Here is an 18,905-nt window from a genome sequence, read left to right on the forward strand (position 1 = left end):
AAAGTTACAAAAATATTATTCAGAAACAATTTCGTTTTTTCCCCAAAAATTATGTCTCTATCGAAGTTCATTTTTATATTCGCAGCGGAAATTTTATGCCCGCTATTTTAATTCGTTCCGCTGCCGAAAAAGAGTTGCCTGTGATTGAGCGGCTTGCCAGAAGTTTTGATTTGGATTGGGAAAACGTTTCGTGGAAACAATTTCTGGTTGCGATGAAAGGCAACCGCATTATTGGCTTTGGCAGGTTGCGCTCGTATGAAAAATTTTCGGAAGTGGCAACCGTGGGAGTTATTCCGGAGGAAAGGAACAAAGGCATAGGAAGTTCCATTGTGAAAGAACTTCTTCGTCTTGAACCAAAAGAAATTTTCGTAACGTGCGTGATTCCGCATTTCTTCGAACGGCTGGGTTTTACACCGGTGAAACAATATCCGCCCGTGCTTCAAAAAAAAGTTGACTTTTGCAAATGCTATAATTTTTCGGAAGAAGAAATTTTTGTTATGCGAAAGATAAAATAATGGCAAAGCAGAAACCTAAAAATATTTCCCAGCAGAAAAAACAAGCGCAGCCGTTTGCTCCTGCGCTTGCGTCCGTTCAGCCGCTTTCTCCGCTGAAGACCTTTTTTCACCAGTCGGTTTTCATTGTGCTGGTGGGTTTTGCCATTTACTGGAATTCCTTCAACAATAAATACGCGCTTGATGACGACATTGTGATGCGCCTGAATGAATATGTGCAGCAGGGATTTTCGGGCATCGGAAAAATAATGAGCACCGATTCGTACGATAGTTTTTTCCGCTCCATGGGTTCGGCAGGCGAACTGCAGGGAGGAAGATACCGCCCGCTCTCCATTGTTACGTTTGCCATTGAACAGCAACTGTTCGGTGACTGCTACGGAAACCGCTATACCGAAGCGAGCGATTCGCTGCGCGCGCTTCAGCAAAATCCCAGCCCGGCAACCGTGGGAATCATCAACCGCCTCATAGGAGAAAAGGCGCAGATAGAAAATAAAATCGGGCAGGCGCACGAAGCCATTGCCAAGCCCCGCCATATCACGAGCGTGGTACTGTATATTTTTTCGGTGGTGCTTTTGCTCTGGCTGCTGCGCGATTATATTTTCAAATATGCCAACCTGAAATTCATTCACCCGCACGATTTGGCTTTTCTCACGTCCATAATTTTTCTTGTGCATCCCATTCACACCGAAGTGGTATCGAACGTAAAAAGCCGCGATGAAATTCTTTCGTTCCTTTTTATTGTGCTCGCTTTTATTTTTGTTTTCAAAAACGAAGAGAAAAAAGAAACCAAAACGCTCGCGCTCGGAATGCTTTTTTATTTTCTTGCACTGCTTTCAAAAGAATGGGCAATTACGCTGGTGGCGCTGATTCCGCTGGCACTTTATATTTTCAGAAAGCAAACCCTCTGGCAAACCATAAAAACTTCTCTTCCTTATTTTGCGGTGGCGGCATTTTACATGATTCTCCGCTATAAATTTGTGGGCGCAGGCAGGCAGGGAGAAATCACCGAAGTGCTGAACAATCCGTATGTGTATGCAAACCCCACTCAGAAACTCGCCACTGAAATTTTTGTTCTCGTAAAATATCTGCGCCTGCTGATTTTTCCACATCCGCTCTCTGCCGATTATTCGTGGAAGACAATTCCCTACAATACTTTTGGCGATGGGCTGGTGTGGCTTTCCATTTTCGTTCACACAGGAATTGTTTTTTACCTGTTAAAGTTTATTAAAGAAAAACACTGGCTCGGCTTTGCCATTGCGTTTTATCTCTTTCATCTTTTTCTTGTTTCCAATCTTGCCATGCCCATTGGCGCCACCATGGGCGAGCGGCTGATTTACCATTCATCGCTCGGCTTTGCAATGGCGGCAGCATTTTTTCTGCTATGGCTTCTTGAAAAAATGAAACTCACATTCACCATAAAGCCCTGGGCATATATTGCGCTGGTGATTTTGCTGGTGATTCCCATGGGATTCAAAACCATTGAGCGCAACCCGAACTGGGAAACCGACAACATTCTTTTCACGCACGATGCATGGGTGGTGCCCAACAGCGTGCTGGCAAACGGCAACGCGGGCAAAGCATTTATTGAAGGCGCGCAGAAAGACAGCACGCACCGCCTTGCCATGCTCGACTCGGCAATTTATCATCTTGACAAAGCCGTTACGCTTCATCCTAAATATGTGAACGGATATCTGAATCTCGGGCTCGCCTGGTTTCAGAAAAAAGATTTGGACAAAGCCGAATATTACTGGAACATGGCGCGCAGGTATTTTCCAACGCATCCGTTCTTCCGCCAATCCTACGACCCTGCGCTGGTGGGCGCATTCATTGAGCGCGCAAAACAGGAAGGAAGAAAAGGAAATCTTCCGCTGGCAATTCAGTTCATTGCGCGCGCGCTGAAGTACGATAGTTTGAATGCCGAAACCTGGTACCACTATGGCGGAGCGAATTTTCAAATCGGAAACCTGAACGAAGCGTACCGCGGATTTACCAAATCGCTTCAACTGAATCCCAACAACACGGAAGCGCGCAGCGGCTTTGAAGCGCTGAAGGCGAGAATGCAGCAGATGCAGCAGCCGGTGAATGGTAAACAGTAAGCAGCCGCGCGGTTAAAAACTTTTTTTTGCAAACTTTATTTTCTTTTCTATAATTGCAAAAACATTTTTTATGACTAAATTTTTTATTTCCCTGCTGATGATGAGCGCGCTTGTCATGCTGAGTAGAGTCGAAGCATCTGCGCAGGCGCCAAAGAAAATGCCGCTTGACGGGCAAAAATTCATTGCCGAAATCAAAGAAGAGGGAAAGAAAAAACCCTGGGAGCCCGATGAAGTGGCGTTCAACTCCGGCAAATTCAAATGCCCCATTTTTGCCGACCAGGGCTGGGGATTTGAAAAAGCAGGCAAGTACCAGATCCTGCACGACTCCACCACTGCCGATGGGCAGAAAGTTTATTCCTGGATGGGCGATCTGGTGAACGAGCAGAACGAAAAACTCTCCTGGAGCGGAACCATTATGGGCGATGCCATTGAAGGCAACATTGAACTGATTAACAAAAAAGGAAAAACCGAAAAGAATTTTGCTTTCACCGGCAAACTGAAAAAGAAACCGGGGCAGAAGCCGTGAGCGTGTTACCGCTCCGATGTAATACGGAGTCCGTCATTCTGCGGACTGCACAATAATTTTCCTTGTAATAATTCCCTCTGCGGTTTTTCCGCTAACGGCTACAAAATAACTTTAAGGATTTTCAGGCGGTTCAAACATTTCTATAGACAAATCGTCTATGACATACATTCCTTTGCCCCCATTCCAGACATATACCTGCAACCTGTCATTATATGACCTGATTTCAGGTGTAAGATAATCGGCTTTCAGTTCATGCCAGATATAAAGGTGTGAAGTGTCAGTTACAAAGGGAAAGGTAGAATACTGATATGCTTTGTTATTATGCAGAATATTTATAACAAGCATCGCATCTGTAGTTTTTATGGGTAGCAGCGGCATAATTTTCATTTTTATCCGAACCCAGAAAAAATATTTATCGGAAAGGTTTTTGAGTTGTTCGTCATAAAGGTTGAAAAATTCTGAAGCAGAATCTATTTTACCCGTTGTACTTGAAAAATTAATGGTTGTGTCCCTAAAGGAAATATTTTTAATTGCCTGTTTATCTTTTTCAAAGTCATTGCTGAAAATAGTTTTCTTTATTAGCAACTTTTCATTTTTAAGTTCAGAATCTCGTGAAACAAGAAGCAAGCTGTCTGCTCCTGTTGGAACAGAAGTTTTAAAAAAAACTTTCCAGTAATATTTATTCGTCATGCGGTCTCCATCTATGATTCCATGGGAATATTGCCATATTTGAAATAAATTTAAAAACATAAGAAATAAAATCAGAATGCCTGAGCCTATTCTAAGGATATTTTTCCATTTGAAGCACCATTGAATAAAAAACCCAAGGGCAATACACAAAAGGGGATATATCTGTATCATAGTGCGCTGGCTGAAACAGGTGGCATACCACCAGTATGTCCACGATGAAACAACTAATAGGAAAAGAATGAAGAAAGAAAAAAGAGAAAGAAAAAGTTCCCGTTTATTTTTATAAATATAAATAAATCCTGAAAGTGCAAATGCCATGACAGGAGTATACAATAACCACCCCTTGCGATAACTGAAAAGAAACTGTAATAGATAAGGAGGAAAATCAAATCCTTCACCAGCATTTGCTCCATAACTGTCGAAAAAAAAATATCCTGTTATGTTTTTCCAATAGCCCAGTTGAATACATGCAAATAAAAAAATTATGGCTGCTGCTGCTATCAAGTGAGAGAGATAATTTCTAAAAACAGAAGAGATTTTTTGTTTCAGGTCTTTTACGTTTTTTATTCCCCATAAAACAGGAATGATAATAGATAAAACTTCCGTTGGACGTATTATGGCAGAGAGTCCAAGCGTAATACCGATAATGATTGCCGAAGAAAACCTATGTTCTGCGTGCCACTTGATAGTATGCCATAGCATGATTGTGAAAACGGTGAACAGATAGGTATGAACAAGCAGGATTCCCCAGTGCGTTGTCATGTGTAGAAAATTTGTTCCGAAATAAAAAACAAGCAAAACAATAGCAGTAATTTTGTCACTGAAAAAATATAAAAGAAGTAAACGGAAATAATAAAGCCCGATGAGCAAAAACAGCACGCTCCAGCAAAGAATGGCATATTGATAAGGAGGTGAAAATCCATCCATGGGATAATTGAATAGATAGGCGTATAAATGCCCTATAAAAAATCCCGGGCTGTAAAGAATTGCAAGACCGGAAGTATACCGGAGCGCGTATGAACCGTCTGTAAGTTGAATTCCCTGGTAAAAATATTGTATCGGCTGATAACTATGAATTAGGTTTTCGACCACGGAAAAATTTTTCATTCCCAAATCGTGATAAATAAATATCAGCGGGAGATAGAGATAATAACCGAACTGATCCCATGCGATAAGATGCCCAGGCGGTTCATAAAAGTTAAAAAACAAAACTGTAATTACAACAAGAAAAAGAGCGAGAATAGAAAATTTATTTTTCATCGTGCCTTCATTAATTAGCTTCTTCATGCAAATCTTCATTTCACAAAAGTAAAAAAGGTGAACTCATCATTCACCTTTTTTAAAAACATTATTTATTTTATCCTAATTGCATGGTGTTGGTTCTATAGTGAATTCCGCTCCTGCTGGAACTGTAAGTTCACCATTTATTGTTATTGAATTAACCGCTCCTCATCCGCGCAGTTAACAATTTTTAACAGGAGCAATGCAATAAATATTTCCCTTCCTTCGTTTCAGCATTTAAAAAACCACCGCATGCAGCATCACTACTCAGAAAAAAAGAATCGCAATGCTTGTGCCTCTCACATTCAGGGATGCAAACGGTTTTCCCTACCAAAAAGACGGAGCCGATGTGCTCTACGCAAAAGCGCGGGGGCAAAACTGCGAACTCTATTTTGAAAATGAAAAAGAGCCGCTCATCTACGGCTATCCTTTAAACTATTTTCATGACAAGGTGTGGAGCATAAACTGGTTCAGGCGGCTCGACCGTTTTCTTCTCGTAAAAGTGATAAAAATTAAAAAGCGAGCATGGCTCAAAGCGCAATTTTACAACAACATTATTCTTGTCCTCACCCGCAAAGGAAACAAACGGCTGAAAGCGTATCTGAAAAAACACCCTCCGGCAGAATAGTTACTGTCGTTTCAGGAGAAACTACTGTCGCTTCGGGAGAATCGCGCAACATTCTCCCTTCTGTTTGCGTCAAAGAGGTGGAATTAACAAACAAGCAAAAAGAAAAAATGAAAACAAGAGTTACATATCAGAGAACGGCAGAAGCTTCTGAAACGTTTCAGAATAATCCTGAGGCAACGCAGCATTTCTCTGCGGTAACGCGAAATTTCTCTGTGCTGACACGGGAACTTTCAGTGCTGACGCGAGGTTTTCTCGCGGTAACGCGAAATTTCTCTGTGCTGACGCAGGAACTTTCAGTGCTGACGCAAGGTTTTCTCGCGGTGACGCAGAATTGTTTGGTGGTGTCGCCAGATTTTCTGGCGGCTTGTAAAAAGCAAAAATCAATTAAAAAACAAAACATAAATTAAATTCAACAACAATGAAAACGAAAAAAACAAGGGCTCGTATCTCAACCAGCCCCAAAAAATTCGACCCGTTCATCAGCACCACTGATGACCATTTGTTAGCCATTGAGCCAACCACCGGAAATCCCTACTGGCAGTTCCTGGGGCTGAGCAGCGCCAACGCCACCGACTGGCATAACAAGCGTTTGTACTGGGATGCACCCAACACAGGATTGTTCGCCCTCTACAGCAACCCAGCCACCAGCACCAGTGTTATAAAAAAGAAAGTGGAAACATTCATTAAAAACTTCCGCACCTTTGCAAATCCTCTTTTGAATATCATCGCATCCAGCCCGAACGCAACGGGCGTGGAAGAAAAAATTTTCAACCTCGTGCTGAATGCCAACCGCGCAAAACCCAGCCACACGCATACCAAAATTGAAGACCAGTGTTTCACCAAATGGGAAGGCGGAAACGGGGGAAACAAACGCGCGGCATCGCATAAAGAAGACGAGGCGAAAGGGCGCGCATCGGTTCCCGAAGGAGCAGACGGAGTGCAGTATGCCTACGTGATTATGGATGAAAACCCGAAAACAATTGCGCAGCGCACAGCTGCTGTTGTTTCCGCCAATGCAAAATCAACGGTTCCTGTTCCGCTTCCGCAGCCCGTTCCCCAGCATCCCGATGACGGCACCAGGCAGGAATTTTTTTCAGGCGCCACGCACGATTTTAAATTCGGTGCCGCTGCCGAAGGAAAATATTTATGCGTATGGAGCCGCTGGTTCAACTCCAAACACCCCGAACTGGCAGGCGACTGGAACGAAATGCAAACGGTGCTGATTGGATAAAATGCCGAGAACAGCAGGCGGCAAAAATCTGCCTGCTGTTTTCTTTTTGGTTAATTCGTCTCCGGCACTTTCAGTAGTTCATCTAATTTATAGGAGTGAGAATAATTTCCGTTCTGCGGTTTTTAGCATCACCTTTTTGTTTGCTTTCAGGCAACCATTTCAGGTATTTCATCGTCTTCACTCTTGAAGGGCATAGATTTAATCATTCTTCACCCTCGGATAATATAAAAATTCATGAAACAAAAATTATCTGCCAGCGGATTGATTCCGCGTTCAGCGGGATTCCTCTTTACACTATGCTTTTCCATTTGTGCATTTGCGCAAAATCAAAAAGCGCAAGACACATCGGAGGAAAAAATAACCCGCCAGAAAATGAAAGAAGAAGGTTTGCCTTTTCCTGTGATTGATAAATTAATTCAGCAGAACAAAGAACTTGAAGCGGTCGGAAGAAAAGTTAACTGGATAAGCATGAAACAAAATCCTTCCGCGAATTCCTCCTGTAGCGGAATGGGAGTTGAAAACGGTTGGGGTGTATGGCAATGGCAAATGGGAACCAACAGCGGAGGAAACCCTCCTGTGTTTACGAATCCGCCTGCTCTTAATCCCGCAGCACCCAACTTCAGCATTACTTCCGGACCCGGTATTGACCCCAATACCCCAGGCAGCCCAAGCAGTCCTTCCATCCCCTATGTATGCCCCGGTTTTGGAAATCATTCCATACAAATAGGAGCAACCTGTGCAGGAGACGGTGTTGTGGAACGGCTTACTTATCCGCTAACTGTTACTGTTCAAGACACAAATTTTACTTATGCTTATGCCCTCGTGATAGAGGATGCCGGGCATCTTCCCAATGAGCAGCCCTTTGCCGGTATTTGTATTTATGATACAACCGGAAATCCTGTTCCTTGCGGATGTTTTACATATACTCCCGGAACATCGCTTCCCGGTCTTTACTCGGTGAATGGAAACGGTTGCGCCCCAAGCAGTATTGGCGAGTATAAACCATGGACAACTGTAGGAGTAAATCTTGCAGCGTATATAGGGCAAACAGTAACCGTTGTCATCATCAATGCCGACTGCATTTATGGCAGTCATTTTGCCTATTCCTATTGGGATTTTTTATGTAGTTCTTCTGTACCATTTCAGCCGCAATTTTGCAGCGGGCAGCAAATAACTTTATGCGCCCCTACTGACCCCAATATCAGTTATGCATATCAATGGTATTTAAACGGAAGCGCCATTCCTCCTCCTGCCGGAACACAAACATGTATTACTCCTTCGCCAACACAAGGAGATACTTTTTGGGTTCATGTAATGCAGCCAAGCGTGTGCAATTTTTATTTACTATTCACGCCTACAGATACCTGCCTGAGTGCAGCAAATGAAATTTCAGAAAATGAAATAACTGTTTTTCCGAATCCTTCTTCGGGAAGTTTATTTATTGATTTCGGAAATAAAAATTCCGGCAAGGCAGAAATTTCTTTTAGCGATGTTATGGGAAGAATTGTTTACGCAACAACTGTTCCCGCAATCGGAAAACAAGCAATAGATGTTTCACATTCAAGCGGAATTTATTTTCTGAAATTAAAAACTGCCTACGGAATTGTGGCGAAGAAAATTGTGATTGAGAAATAATGCTGCAAACGTTTTTTATTTCGGTTTTAATTCGTCTCCAGCACTTTCAGCAGTTCATCTAATTTAGGAGTGAGAATGATTTCCGTTCTGCGGTTTTTGGCGCGGGCTTCTTTTGTTTTTGAATCATCGAGCGGAAAATATTCTCCCCTGCCCGCTGCGGTTAAGCGCTTGGGGTCAACTGAACTGTTGGAAGTAATTATTTTCACTACGGAAGTGGCGCGCACCGCGCTCAAATCCCAGTTGTCTTTCACATCGCCCATGCCTTTCATGGGCACATCATCGGTATGCCCTTCCACCATTACGTTTATATCGGAATTTGTTTCGAGCACCTTCGCCAGTTTTTTCAGCACCTCCTGCCCTTTGGGTTCTACCGCCCATTTGCCGGTGGCAAAGAGCAAACTTTCTTCCATGGATACATATACTTTCCCGTTCTTCTGCGTAATGGTCAAGCCCTTTCCTTCAAAGCCCGTGAGCGCATCGGAGATTTTTTTCTTCAGCGCATTCACCGCTTCGTCTTTCTGCTTGAGAATATCTTCGAGTTCTTTCACGCGCTGCTCGCGCTGCTTGAGTTGGTCGGTGAGCGCGTCCAAGTCCTTTTTCTTCTGATCAAGTTGGGTTTGCAGTTGCTTGAGGTCGTCTTCTTTGCGCTGCAACTGCTCCTGCGTGGAGGATAACTGCCCGCTCAGTTTCTGACTTTCGGAATTGCTTCCGGAAAGCAGCCGGTTGTATTTATCAAGAAGTTTCTCATTCAAATCATTTAACTTATCGTATTTCGAAACAAGGTTTCTGTAATTGGTGCCGGTGATGGAAGTGTCTTTCTGCAATCCTGCCAATTGTTTTTCTTCTTCCGCCATTTTATTTTTCAGTTCCGAAAGTTCGGTTTCCATTTTCTGCGAAGATGATTTGCAGTTCGCTAAATCTTTTTCGCAGTTCTCGCGCTTGGTTTTTTCATCAAGGAATTTGCTTTGCGGAACGCAGGCGAAAAAGCCGGTAAGCAGCAAGCAGTAAGCAGCGGGCAGTAACAGGCGGGTGAAATGTTTTTTCATGATGTAAAAGTTTTACGGAAGGTGGGAAGTCGGAAAAATTGTACCGAAGGAACTCCTTCGGAGGAAGCGGGCTGTTTCCCATTCTTCCATTCTTCCATTCTTCCACTCATCCAATCTGAAAGCAATAGTAGGGCTTTTTTCATAGGTGAAATTTCAGCAATATGCTCAATTATTAACATATTCCTGCTAATAATTCAGCGCGCATGAAACATTTGGCATAGTTTTTCGTTTCATATTTAGAACGAGATATAGAATAATTGAATTTCGGCTGTGTAACTTTAAACTTTTTTGTTATGACAGAACTCAGTAAAAACTGGCTTACCGAAAAGCACATTGACTTTGAATACAAGAAATACCTGCTGCTTGCTTATTTGCAGGATGTGAAAAAAAAATTTGACGCCACCAAACTTTATCCCTGGCTGGCGGAAATCATTCAGCATTATAAGGAAGCGCTCGCAGTAAAAGAGAATAAGCAAAACCTTCAGAAGAATTTCCCGCAGAAAATATCCGGAATAAATTCAGGCGGGCTCACGTTCGAAAATCTTTTAAGCGATGACGAACTGCTCCATGAGATTGAACAGATTGTTGAGTTCGCCATTCCGCAGTTTGAAACGCGCGTGGAAGAAGGCAAATCCATTTACGATATTGTGGAAGAGCATTTATCCATTCTGCCCGTTGGAATCATTCCGCTGAAAACCGAATGCGGCTACATTTTTCTGAAAGGCGGAAAAAGCGCGGAGACCAACGCGTATGAATATCAAATCACTTTCTGGGAAACGGCTTCGGAAAAATACAAAGCCATTCACACGCATTTTATAAGGGCATTTGAAAAAAATATTTCCTCTACGTTTCAATCCATGAAAAGCGATTTGATGCGCGGGAACAAACTTCTGCCGAACCCCGCGGCTTACGCAATTGAAAGCGAATTATCTCTTCCGCTCGAAGAAACTTTTTTACCCGTTGCCAAAAGAATGCTGGTGAGGTATCTCTCGCAGGAACCTAAGAAAGAGAGTTGAGTAAAAATCCTTCAAGGTTTTAAAAACCTTGAAGGATTAAGTTCAGGATTTTGGTTTACCTTCTTTTTCCGGCACAAAATAAACGCGCGATACATCGCGGTATTCCATGGCATTCACGTCAAAGTCCTTTACGTTAGTTTGCACAAGGCGGTAAATCTCATCGTAAAAAATCGGCATGATGGCGCCTTCGTCAATTCCCGTCTGGTCGGCTTGCAGGTAAAGTTGGAATCTTTTTTTATCATCCACCTCGCGCATGGCAGTGCTGAAAAGAGAATCGTACCTTGCATTTTTGAACCTCACCGAGTTCACATACGAGCGGTCGGAAAGGTTGGGCGGAATGTGCGGGCCATAAAGAAGCGTGAGAAAAGTTTCGGGGTCGGGATAATCTGCAATCCAGGCCGTGCGCCAGAACAGTGTCTGCCCGCTTTCAATTTTATCCAAACTCTGCGCGAAGGGAAGCGTTTCAATGTTCACATCAATGTTCAGGTTTTCTTTCAGCATGCTTTGAATCACCTGCGCGGTGAGCACGTTGCGGTCGCCTCCACCGTTGTTGATTTGCAAAATAAGTTTCGGAAAATTTTTCCCGTTGGGAAATCCTGCTTCGGCTAAAAGTTTTTTCGCTTTGTCGGGGTCATACGAATATCCTTTCAGCGATTTGAAATTATATCCCTGCGCTTCAAAAGCCGGAGCAGGCGGAACAATTCCGTAGTCGGCAGGAATGCCTTCGCCTTTCAACGTGTAGTCCACAATTTTTTTCCTGTCAATGGCATAATTGAAAGCAAGGCAAATGCGCTTGTCGTCAAACGGTTTTACGGGGTGCAGAAATCCATAGTAGAAAGTTGCCATGGCGGGGCTGATTTGAAGTTCGAAGGGCTTGTTCTCTTTTGCTTTTTCAAATTCGCCCAGCACATCCTGAAGGTTTTCGGTGGGAATGCGGTACATCATGTCAAGATTTCCTTTTCTGAATTCGAGAATCTCCTGCTTCTTTTCCTTCACGAAAGAAAACCGCACGGCATCCAAATACGGAAGTTGATTTCCATCGGCATCTTTCGCCCAGTAATCAGGATTCCTGTCGAGTATAACCGCTTCGCCTTCTTTCACGGTTTTCAGCATGAATGCACCGGTGCCCACGGCTTTTGTGCGCATACCGTCTTCGCCATATTTTTCCAGCGCTTCTTTCGGAAACAAATAACAGCCGGGCATGGAAAGAATATTCAGGAAGCCGGCAAACGAATTGTTGAGCGTGATTTCAACCGTGTAATCATCGGGTGTTTTCACTCCGCTCACTCCGCCTTCGAGCGGCTTTTTATCTTTTGTGGACTGGTAATATTCGTCTGCGCCTTTCACTCTTCCTCTGAAAGTAAGGTCGTACATTTGATTATGCGCGCTTGCCGTGCAGAGATTATCGAACGCCCATTTGAAATCTTTGGAAGTGGCGGCTCTTCCTTTTCCCCCGTCAAAACAATCGGCATCGTGAAACTTAACGCCCTTGCGAAGATGAAAAGTCCACACGGTTGCATCGGCATTTTTCGACCACGATTCCGCCAGCGCGGGAACAATGGATAAATCTTTTTGCGAGAGTTTAATCAGCCCTTCGTAAACCTGGTTGGCAATGCGGTGCGAAGTAACTTCGGTAATGTCGAGCGGATATAAATTGCGGAAGTCCTCCACTTCGTTCATGCGGAGAACGCCTCCGCCATATTTTCCTCCTTTGAGTTTGCGAAGACCGCCTTCGGTTTCCACGGGATTTCCGCAGGAAGAAATGATTGCGCCAAGAATAAATAAGTAGAAAATTTTTTTCATATTCATAAGGATTGAGAGTGCCCAAAACAGGCAGGTGCAAATATAAAATTTAATTTATACATCAAAGGAGGTTATCAACTGCAATTCGACCGGTTAAAAATCAATTTCCAGCACAATAGGACAGTGGTCCGAATGTTTTGCTTCGGGCAGAATAAGCGCGCGCTTTAATTTTTTCTCCAGCGATAAACTGATGAGTTGGTAGTCAATCCGCCAGCCGAGGTTTCGCGCGCGTGCGCCAAAACGAAAACTCCACCAGGTATAGTTATGCGGCTCTTTATTAAAATGGCGGAACGAATCAATGAATCCGCTCTGCATAAACTTGTCAATCCATTCTCTTTCCTCAGGAAGAAAGCCGGTTGTGTTTGCATTGGAAACAGGGTTGTGAATATCAATCGGCTTGTGGCAAATATTAAAATCACCGCAGAGAATAAGATTTGGTCTTTTCTTTTTTAAATCATTAATGTATTCCTGAAAGTCATCGAGGAATTCATACTTGAAATCCTGCCGCACATCGCCCATGGTTCCCGAAGGAAAATAAACGCTCATCACCGACACCTCTCCGAAATCCGCACGAAGAACTCTTCCTTCCTCATCATACTTTTTTATTCCGCAGCCATATTCCACACGGTCGGGTTTTCGTTTGGAAAAAATTGCAACTCCGCTGTATCCTTTCTTTTGCGCGGGGTACCAGTAAGAATGTTCGTGAAGTTTATCATGAATTTCTTTATCGAGTTGCTCCGGGTGCGCTTTGATTTCCTGCAGGCAGACAATATCTGCGTGGGCGCTCTTGAGCCAATCCAAAAATCCTTTTCGCACCGCAGCGCGAATGCCGTTTACATTATAAGAAATAATTTTTGTCATAGGGAAAACAAATATAACAATTGGTCGTTTGTATTCATTGAATTCCGATTTTTGCTCAATCCTACGAATTACGAATGAAGACGAATTACGAATTACGAATTGCTTTTGCTTTTTTATTGTCTATTGTTTTTTGTTTACTGTCTATTACTTCTTTTTCCCAATCAAATTTGCGCATAAAAATAATTTCTCTTTCCAAAGACACAACGCAACTTGATTCGCTCAGTATAATTCCCGGAACTGTTTCACTGAAAGATTCCAACGGGGCAATCATTGATTCTTCTAAATATAAAATTGACTACGTAAATGCTTTGCTGATTCGAAAAGGAAAGTTTTCAGATACAATAAATATTTCTTACAAAGTTTTTCCCTTTCTCTTCTCCAAAAAATTTCAGCACAAGGATATTAGTAAAATTCAGAACAATCAATTTGGCGAACCGTACATTTACTCCTATGATAAAAAAAATGATGTTGACTTTTTCAAAACGGAAGGGCTCACAAAAAGTGGAAGCATTTCGCGCGGGCTGTCGTTCGGAAATAATCAGGATGTAGTTCTGAATTCAAATCTCAATCTTCAGCTCGCAGGAAAACTCAGCGAGAACATTGACATTCTCATGGCTGCCACCGACCAGAATATTCCCATTCAGCCCGAGGGAAACACGCAGCAGTTGCAGGAGTTTGATAAAGTTTTTATTCAACTTGGCATAAAAGATTTACCCGCGAAAGGAAAAACCACTGTGACTGCCGGAGATTTCCAAATCGGTAAGCCGAAAGGATATTTTATGAACTTCAACAAAAAGTTGCAAGGATTAAGTTTCGAAACAAAATATTCTCCAACTCAATCCCTCCTAACTGTAAAAGCCAGCGCTGCCATTTCAAAAGGAAAGTTCGCAAGAAATATTTCTGCGGAAAGTTCGAATGGAAATACTTTCAACGGAACGAAGCAGGAAAGAAATCAGGGTCCGTATAAACTTCGCGGAGCGGAGAACGAACAATTCATTATTGTTCTCGCAGGAACGGAAAAAGTTTTTCTCGATGGAAGATTGCTCGAACGCGGGCAGGAAAATGATTACACGATTAATTACAACACTTCCGAAATTATTTTCACTCCGAAAAATTTAATTACGAAAGACAAACGCATTGTGGTGGAGTTTCAGTATTCGGATAAAAATTATGCGCGTTCGCTCATTCACGCGGGAACGGAATACGAAAGCAAAAAAGTGAGCGCGCGCATAAATATTTACAACGAGCAGGACAACAAAAACAAACCGCTTCAGCAGGAACTCACCGACCCGCAGAAAAAATTGCTCGCGGGCATTGGCGATAGTTTGCAATATGCAATCTGGCCTTCTGCCGACAGCATTGCGTTCAACGGAACGGAAGTTTTGTATCATAAGGAAGACACAACCATCGGCACGCATTTCTATCCCGGAATTTTTGTTTACTCCACCGACAGCACGAAAGCGCATTACCGTCTGAGTTTTTCCTTCGTGGGCGCGAACAAAGGAAATTATAATCTGAAACAATCGGCAGCGAATGGAAAAGTTTACGAATGGATTTTGCCCGATACAATTACGGGACAACTCAAAGGTTCTTACGAGCCGGAAATTCTTCTCATTGCACCAAAGCAAAAACAAATGATCACTGCCGGAGCGGATTTTCTCATCGGGAAAAATTCAAAACTTTCTCTCGAAGGCGCAGCGAGCAACAACAACATAAATACTTTTTCAAATCTTGATAAAGCAAATGACAAAGGGTTTGCGGGAAAAATGAATTGGGATATGGCTGTGCCGATTTTTCATTCTTCCGATTCAACTCGCAGCGATACTGCAAAGGGAAAATATTCGCGATGGAATTTACTGACGAATATAAATTATGAGTTCGTCCAGAAAACTTTTTCTCCTATAGAAAGATTCCGCTCGGTGGAGTTTGAGCGCGACTGGAATTTGAATAATCTCACAGCAAAAGATGACCAGCACATCATTGGCGGAAGCATTGGCGTTGCGAAAAAAGAAAATATCATTGCCTATGATTATAAATCTTTTTTGCAGGGAGATGTTTACAACGGAGCGAAACATTCCGCCCGCACAAATCTTGGCTACAAAGGTTTGCTCTTCACGTTCGATGGAAGTTATCTCGATTCGAAAAGTTTTGTCAACCGCACAAATTATCTGCGCAGCAAATCTTCCCTTTCGCAGAAAATAAAAAACTTCACCCTAGGAATCCGCGAACAGCAGGAACAAAATCTGATTAAGTCAAAAAATGTTGATTCACTTGTAGCAGGAACGTTGCAGTATTACGAGTGGGAACCGTTCGCGGAGTTTCGCGATTCATCGAATAACAAATACACAATTAACTATAAGCAGCGAACGGATTACGCTTTAAAAAACATTGGCGTTACAGGATTTCCTTCTTTGCAAAAAGCAACCTTCGCGGAAAATTACGGAGGAGGAATCGAGTTGTTCAGCAATCCGAATTCGCAATTCAGAATTACGGGGAGTTACCGCAAGCTCACCATTCTCGATACAAATATCACTTCGCAAAAGCCGGAGAACACGGTAGTGGGAAGAGCGGAATATAATTTTTCTCTGCTGAAAGGATTTTTTTCTTCGAACACGTTTTATGAAATCGGTTCCGGCCTAGAATTGAAGAAGGAATTTATTTTTCTCGAAGTCGCGCCCGGAAAAGGAATTTATGTTTGGAAAGATTACAATGGTGACGGAGTAAAACAACTCAACGAGTTTGAAATTTCTCCTTTCCCGAATGAAGCGAATTATATAAAAGTGTGGACACCCACCGATGATTACATCAGCGCGTTCACAAATCAGTTCAGCGAAGTTTTCACCGTGAAGCCCGCTGCAAAATGGTCGGATAAAAAAGGAGTACAAAAATTTATTTCCAGATTTTCTAATCAAACCGCTTACCGTACCGACCGGAAAACTACAAACAAAGATTTATCGGTTGCCTACAATCCTTTTCTCTCCGACACAAAAGACAATACGCTCATCACGCTGAATTCCTCTATGAGAAATACGGTTTACTTCAATCAAACCGCGCCTGTTTTCGGAATGGATTACACGGTGCAGGATGTGCGCAACAAAACACTTTTGGAAAATGATACTTCTTCGCGGCAGAATCTTTACAGCGAAACGCATTTGCGCTGGAATGTAAATCAGCAATGGACTTTTCAGAGTTCATACAAAGAAGGAACAAAAAAGAACAACTCAAAATTTTTTACCGCGCGCAACTACCGCATTTTCTACTATGAAACCGAACCGAAAATTTCTTTTCAGCCCAACGCTTCGTTCCGCGTAAGCGTGTCGTATAAATATTCCGAAAAGAAAAATACACTCGTGATTGGAACAAATCCGCAGGCGAAAACCACTGCGCAAAATTTCGGAAGCGAAATAAAATACAACGCGCTCAACAAAGGAAGTTTAACCGCGAAAGCAAATTTTATTCTCATTGCCTACAACGATGCCGAAAATACTCCGCTCGCTTTTGAAATGCTTGAAGGATTGAAGACCGGAAAAAATTATACGTGGAGCGTTGGCTATAGCCGAACACTTGCAAATAATATTCAGCTTACTCTATCTTACGATGGAAGGCAATCTCCGGGCGTAAAAACAATTCATACGGGAAATGCACAGGTGAGAGCGTTCTTTTAATAAGCGCGAACTTTTTTCCCCTGCATATAATTTATGAAGGAACGGTTGGCAACTTTATTTCCTCCGGGAGTGGGATAATCGCCTGTGAAATACCAATCGCCTTTGTGATTGGGGCAGGAAGCATGCAGCCCTTCGATGGACTGGTAAATGATTTGCACTTCGGCTTGCGTGCCGGCAGGCGTGAGCAGCTGCGTAATCTTATCTGAAATTTCCTGCGCGGTGAATGGTTTGTAAATTTCTTTCATCATATTTTTTATTTCAGCAAGCGGTTTTGAATTTTCAGCTATGGCTTTTTCTAAAACTTCATCGAGGAGATTGTCTTTGTATTTTTCTTTCAGCAACTCCACTACTGCTTTGAATGCCGCCAAGTCCCCGAGGCGCGCCATATCAATTCCATAGCAATCGGGAAAACGGATTTGCGGAGCGGAAGAAACTATTACAATTTTTTTCGGACCGAGCCGGTCAAAAATACGGATGATGCTTTGCTTCAAAGTTGTTCCGCGCACTATGGAATCATCCAGCACAACCAAATTGTCAATTCCTTTTCGAATCACTCCATAAGTTGTATCGTATACGTGCGCCACCATGTCATCGCGGTGAGAATCGGCAGTGATGAATGTGCGGAGTTTCGCGTCCTTGATTGCAATTTTCTCCACGCGCGGGCGGAACGAAACAATATCTTTTATGCTTTTGCTTCCATTCTTCTTCGAAAAGTTTTTTTCGATTTCTTTTTCTTTCCATTCATCGAGGAAAGAATGAATGCCGTGCATCATTCCGATGAAAGCAACCTCAGCCGTATTCGGAATAAAAGAGAAAACAGTATTGCGCAAATCATTGTCAATTGCTTTCAGTACAGCGGGCACGAGTTCCTTGCCAAGATTTTTTCTTTCCTGATAAATATCCGCATCGCTGCCGCGCGAAAAATAAATTCGTTCGAAGGAACAGGATTTTTTCTCTTTCGGCTCCAGCACTTCCTGCTCGGAAATTTTTCCATTCTTCTTTATTATAAGTGCGTGTCCCGGTTTTATCTCTTTGATCTTTTCCAGCGGAACATTGAAAGTTGTTTGAATGGTCGGTCGTTCGGAAGTCACCACGGCAATTTCATCATCGCAATAATAAAACGCAGGACGGATTCCATTCGGGTCGCGGAGAACAAATGCGTCACCGTGACCGATTATGCCGGCCATCGCATAGCCGCCATCAAATTTTTTCGTAGCGTCTCTCAGAATTTTCGGAATGTCAATGTTCAGAATTATTTTCTCAGTGATTTCCGTATGGTTTAATCCTTCGCTATGGTATTTTTTAAATAGCAACTGATTTTCTTCATCGAGGAAATGTCCGATTTTTTCCATCACGGTAACCGTGTCGGCTTTTTCTTTCGGATGCTGCCCGAGCGAAACCAACTGCTGAAATAATTCTTCTGTGTTGGTGAGATTAAAATTTCCTGCTACAACCAGATTGCGCGTCATCCAATTATTCTGGCGAAGAAAAGGATGGCAGTATTCAATTCCATTCTGCCCATACGTACTATAGCGCAAATGCCCGAGAAATAGTTCCCCTGTGAACGCAATATTTTTTTTCAGCCAATCAGCATCCGAAAGTTTTTCCGGTTTGTTTTTTTCCAAATCAATGAAGCGGGAATTTATCTTCTGAAAAATTTCATCGAGCGCGTTGTGCGAAGTGGAGCGGTAGCGCGAAATATATTTTGTTCCCGGCTCGACATCCAATTTCAAATTCACAACGCCCGCGCCATCCTGCCCGCGGTTGCGCTGCTTTTCCATCAGCAAATAAAGTTTGCTGAGGCCGTAGAGTGCCGTGCCGTATTTGTCGTGGTAATACGAGAGTGGTTTGAGAAGGCGGAGGAGCACGATGCCGCACTCGTGCTTGATGGGTTCGCTCATAAGCAGAACGAAGA

Annotated in this window: 15 protein-coding genes; 9 read left to right on the top strand and 6 right to left on the bottom strand. The window is 42.9% G+C overall.

What is annotated here, in order from left to right:
* Positions 1-95 precede the first annotated feature (95 nt).
* The 3 genes from HY063_02945 (at position 96) to HY063_02955 (ending at position 3,134) form a co-directional block, all read left to right on the top strand.
* Positions 96-515: a GNAT family N-acetyltransferase gene (locus tag HY063_02945; GenBank protein ID MBI3500727.1), complete on the top strand. Its 420-nt coding sequence runs from the start codon at positions 96-98 to the stop codon at positions 513-515.
* The gene (locus tag HY063_02950; protein MBI3500728.1) at positions 515-2,608 is read left to right on the top strand and encodes a DUF1736 domain-containing protein; all 2,094 of its coding nucleotides are present in this window, start codon (positions 515-517) and stop codon (positions 2,606-2,608) included. The genes HY063_02945 and HY063_02950 overlap by 1 nt, the downstream gene beginning before the upstream one ends.
* A 70-nt stretch (positions 2,609-2,678) precedes the next feature.
* Complete coding sequence (locus HY063_02955) at positions 2,679-3,134, top strand: hypothetical protein (GenBank protein MBI3500729.1); 456 nt, start codon at positions 2,679-2,681, stop codon at positions 3,132-3,134.
* A gap of 111 nt (positions 3,135-3,245) precedes the next feature.
* On the opposite strand, the gene HY063_02960 is transcribed toward HY063_02955, so the two are convergent.
* On the bottom strand, positions 3,246-5,111 hold the full coding sequence (locus tag HY063_02960; protein ID MBI3500730.1) for a hypothetical protein: 1,866 nt from the start codon (positions 5,109-5,111) through the stop codon (positions 3,246-3,248).
* A 280-nt stretch (positions 5,112-5,391) separates the two neighbouring features.
* Here HY063_02960 and HY063_02965 point away from each other — a divergent pair, with 280 nt between their 5' ends.
* The 4 genes from HY063_02965 (at position 5,392) to HY063_02980 (ending at position 8,599) form a co-directional block, all read left to right on the top strand.
* Complete coding sequence (locus tag HY063_02965; GenBank protein MBI3500731.1) at positions 5,392-5,733, top strand: hypothetical protein; 342 nt, start codon at positions 5,392-5,394, stop codon at positions 5,731-5,733.
* A 107-nt stretch (positions 5,734-5,840) separates the two neighbouring features.
* Positions 5,841-6,140: a hypothetical protein gene (locus HY063_02970; GenBank protein ID MBI3500732.1), complete on the top strand. Its 300-nt coding sequence runs from the start codon at positions 5,841-5,843 to the stop codon at positions 6,138-6,140.
* Between the two features lie 11 nt (positions 6,141-6,151).
* Positions 6,152-6,964 carry a hypothetical protein gene (locus HY063_02975; protein MBI3500733.1) on the top strand — a complete coding sequence of 271 codons (813 nt, stop codon included), beginning with the start codon at positions 6,152-6,154 and terminating at the stop codon, positions 6,962-6,964.
* 234 nt (positions 6,965-7,198) lie between these two features.
* The gene (locus tag HY063_02980; GenBank protein ID MBI3500734.1) at positions 7,199-8,599 is read left to right on the top strand and encodes a T9SS type A sorting domain-containing protein; all 1,401 of its coding nucleotides are present in this window, start codon (positions 7,199-7,201) and stop codon (positions 8,597-8,599) included.
* A 26-nt stretch (positions 8,600-8,625) separates the two neighbouring features.
* Here the strand turns inward: HY063_02980 and HY063_02985 are convergent, their stop codons facing one another.
* Positions 8,626-9,645, bottom strand: coding sequence for an OmpA family protein (locus HY063_02985; protein ID MBI3500735.1), 1,020 nt, complete (start codon positions 9,643-9,645; stop codon positions 8,626-8,628).
* On the bottom strand, positions 9,642-9,788 hold the full coding sequence (locus HY063_02990; GenBank protein MBI3500736.1) for a hypothetical protein: 147 nt from the start codon (positions 9,786-9,788) through the stop codon (positions 9,642-9,644). The genes HY063_02985 and HY063_02990 overlap by 4 nt, the downstream gene beginning before the upstream one ends.
* Before the next feature lie 150 nt (positions 9,789-9,938).
* Here HY063_02990 and HY063_02995 point away from each other — a divergent pair, with 150 nt between their 5' ends.
* Positions 9,939-10,661: a hypothetical protein gene (locus HY063_02995; GenBank protein ID MBI3500737.1), complete on the top strand. Its 723-nt coding sequence runs from the start codon at positions 9,939-9,941 to the stop codon at positions 10,659-10,661.
* Positions 10,662-10,703: 42 nt separating this feature from the next.
* On the opposite strand, the gene HY063_03000 is transcribed toward HY063_02995, so the two are convergent.
* Together HY063_03000 and xth are read right to left on the bottom strand one after the other, a co-directional pair.
* Positions 10,704-12,464: an ABC transporter substrate-binding protein gene (locus tag HY063_03000; GenBank protein MBI3500738.1), complete on the bottom strand. Its 1,761-nt coding sequence runs from the start codon at positions 12,462-12,464 to the stop codon at positions 10,704-10,706.
* A gap of 93 nt (positions 12,465-12,557) precedes the next feature.
* Positions 12,558-13,325, bottom strand: a complete 768-nt coding sequence (gene xth / locus HY063_03005; GenBank protein MBI3500739.1) for an exodeoxyribonuclease III — start codon at positions 13,323-13,325, stop codon at positions 12,558-12,560.
* A gap of 74 nt (positions 13,326-13,399) precedes the next feature.
* Here xth and HY063_03010 point away from each other — a divergent pair, with 74 nt between their 5' ends.
* Positions 13,400-16,990 carry a hypothetical protein gene (locus tag HY063_03010; protein MBI3500740.1) on the top strand — a complete coding sequence of 1,197 codons (3,591 nt, stop codon included), beginning with the start codon at positions 13,400-13,402 and terminating at the stop codon, positions 16,988-16,990.
* Here HY063_03010 and HY063_03015 read toward each other — a convergent pair.
* Entirely contained in the window at positions 16,987-18,891 is a 1,905-nt protein-coding gene (locus HY063_03015; protein ID MBI3500741.1) for an amidophosphoribosyltransferase, read from the bottom strand. The genes HY063_03010 and HY063_03015 overlap by 4 nt on opposite strands.
* Positions 18,892-18,905 lie beyond the last annotated feature (14 nt).

The sequence above is a fragment of the Bacteroidota bacterium genome (genome assembly GCA_016195025.1).
Taxonomy (GTDB): domain Bacteria; phylum Bacteroidota; class Bacteroidia; order Palsa-948; family Palsa-948; genus Palsa-948.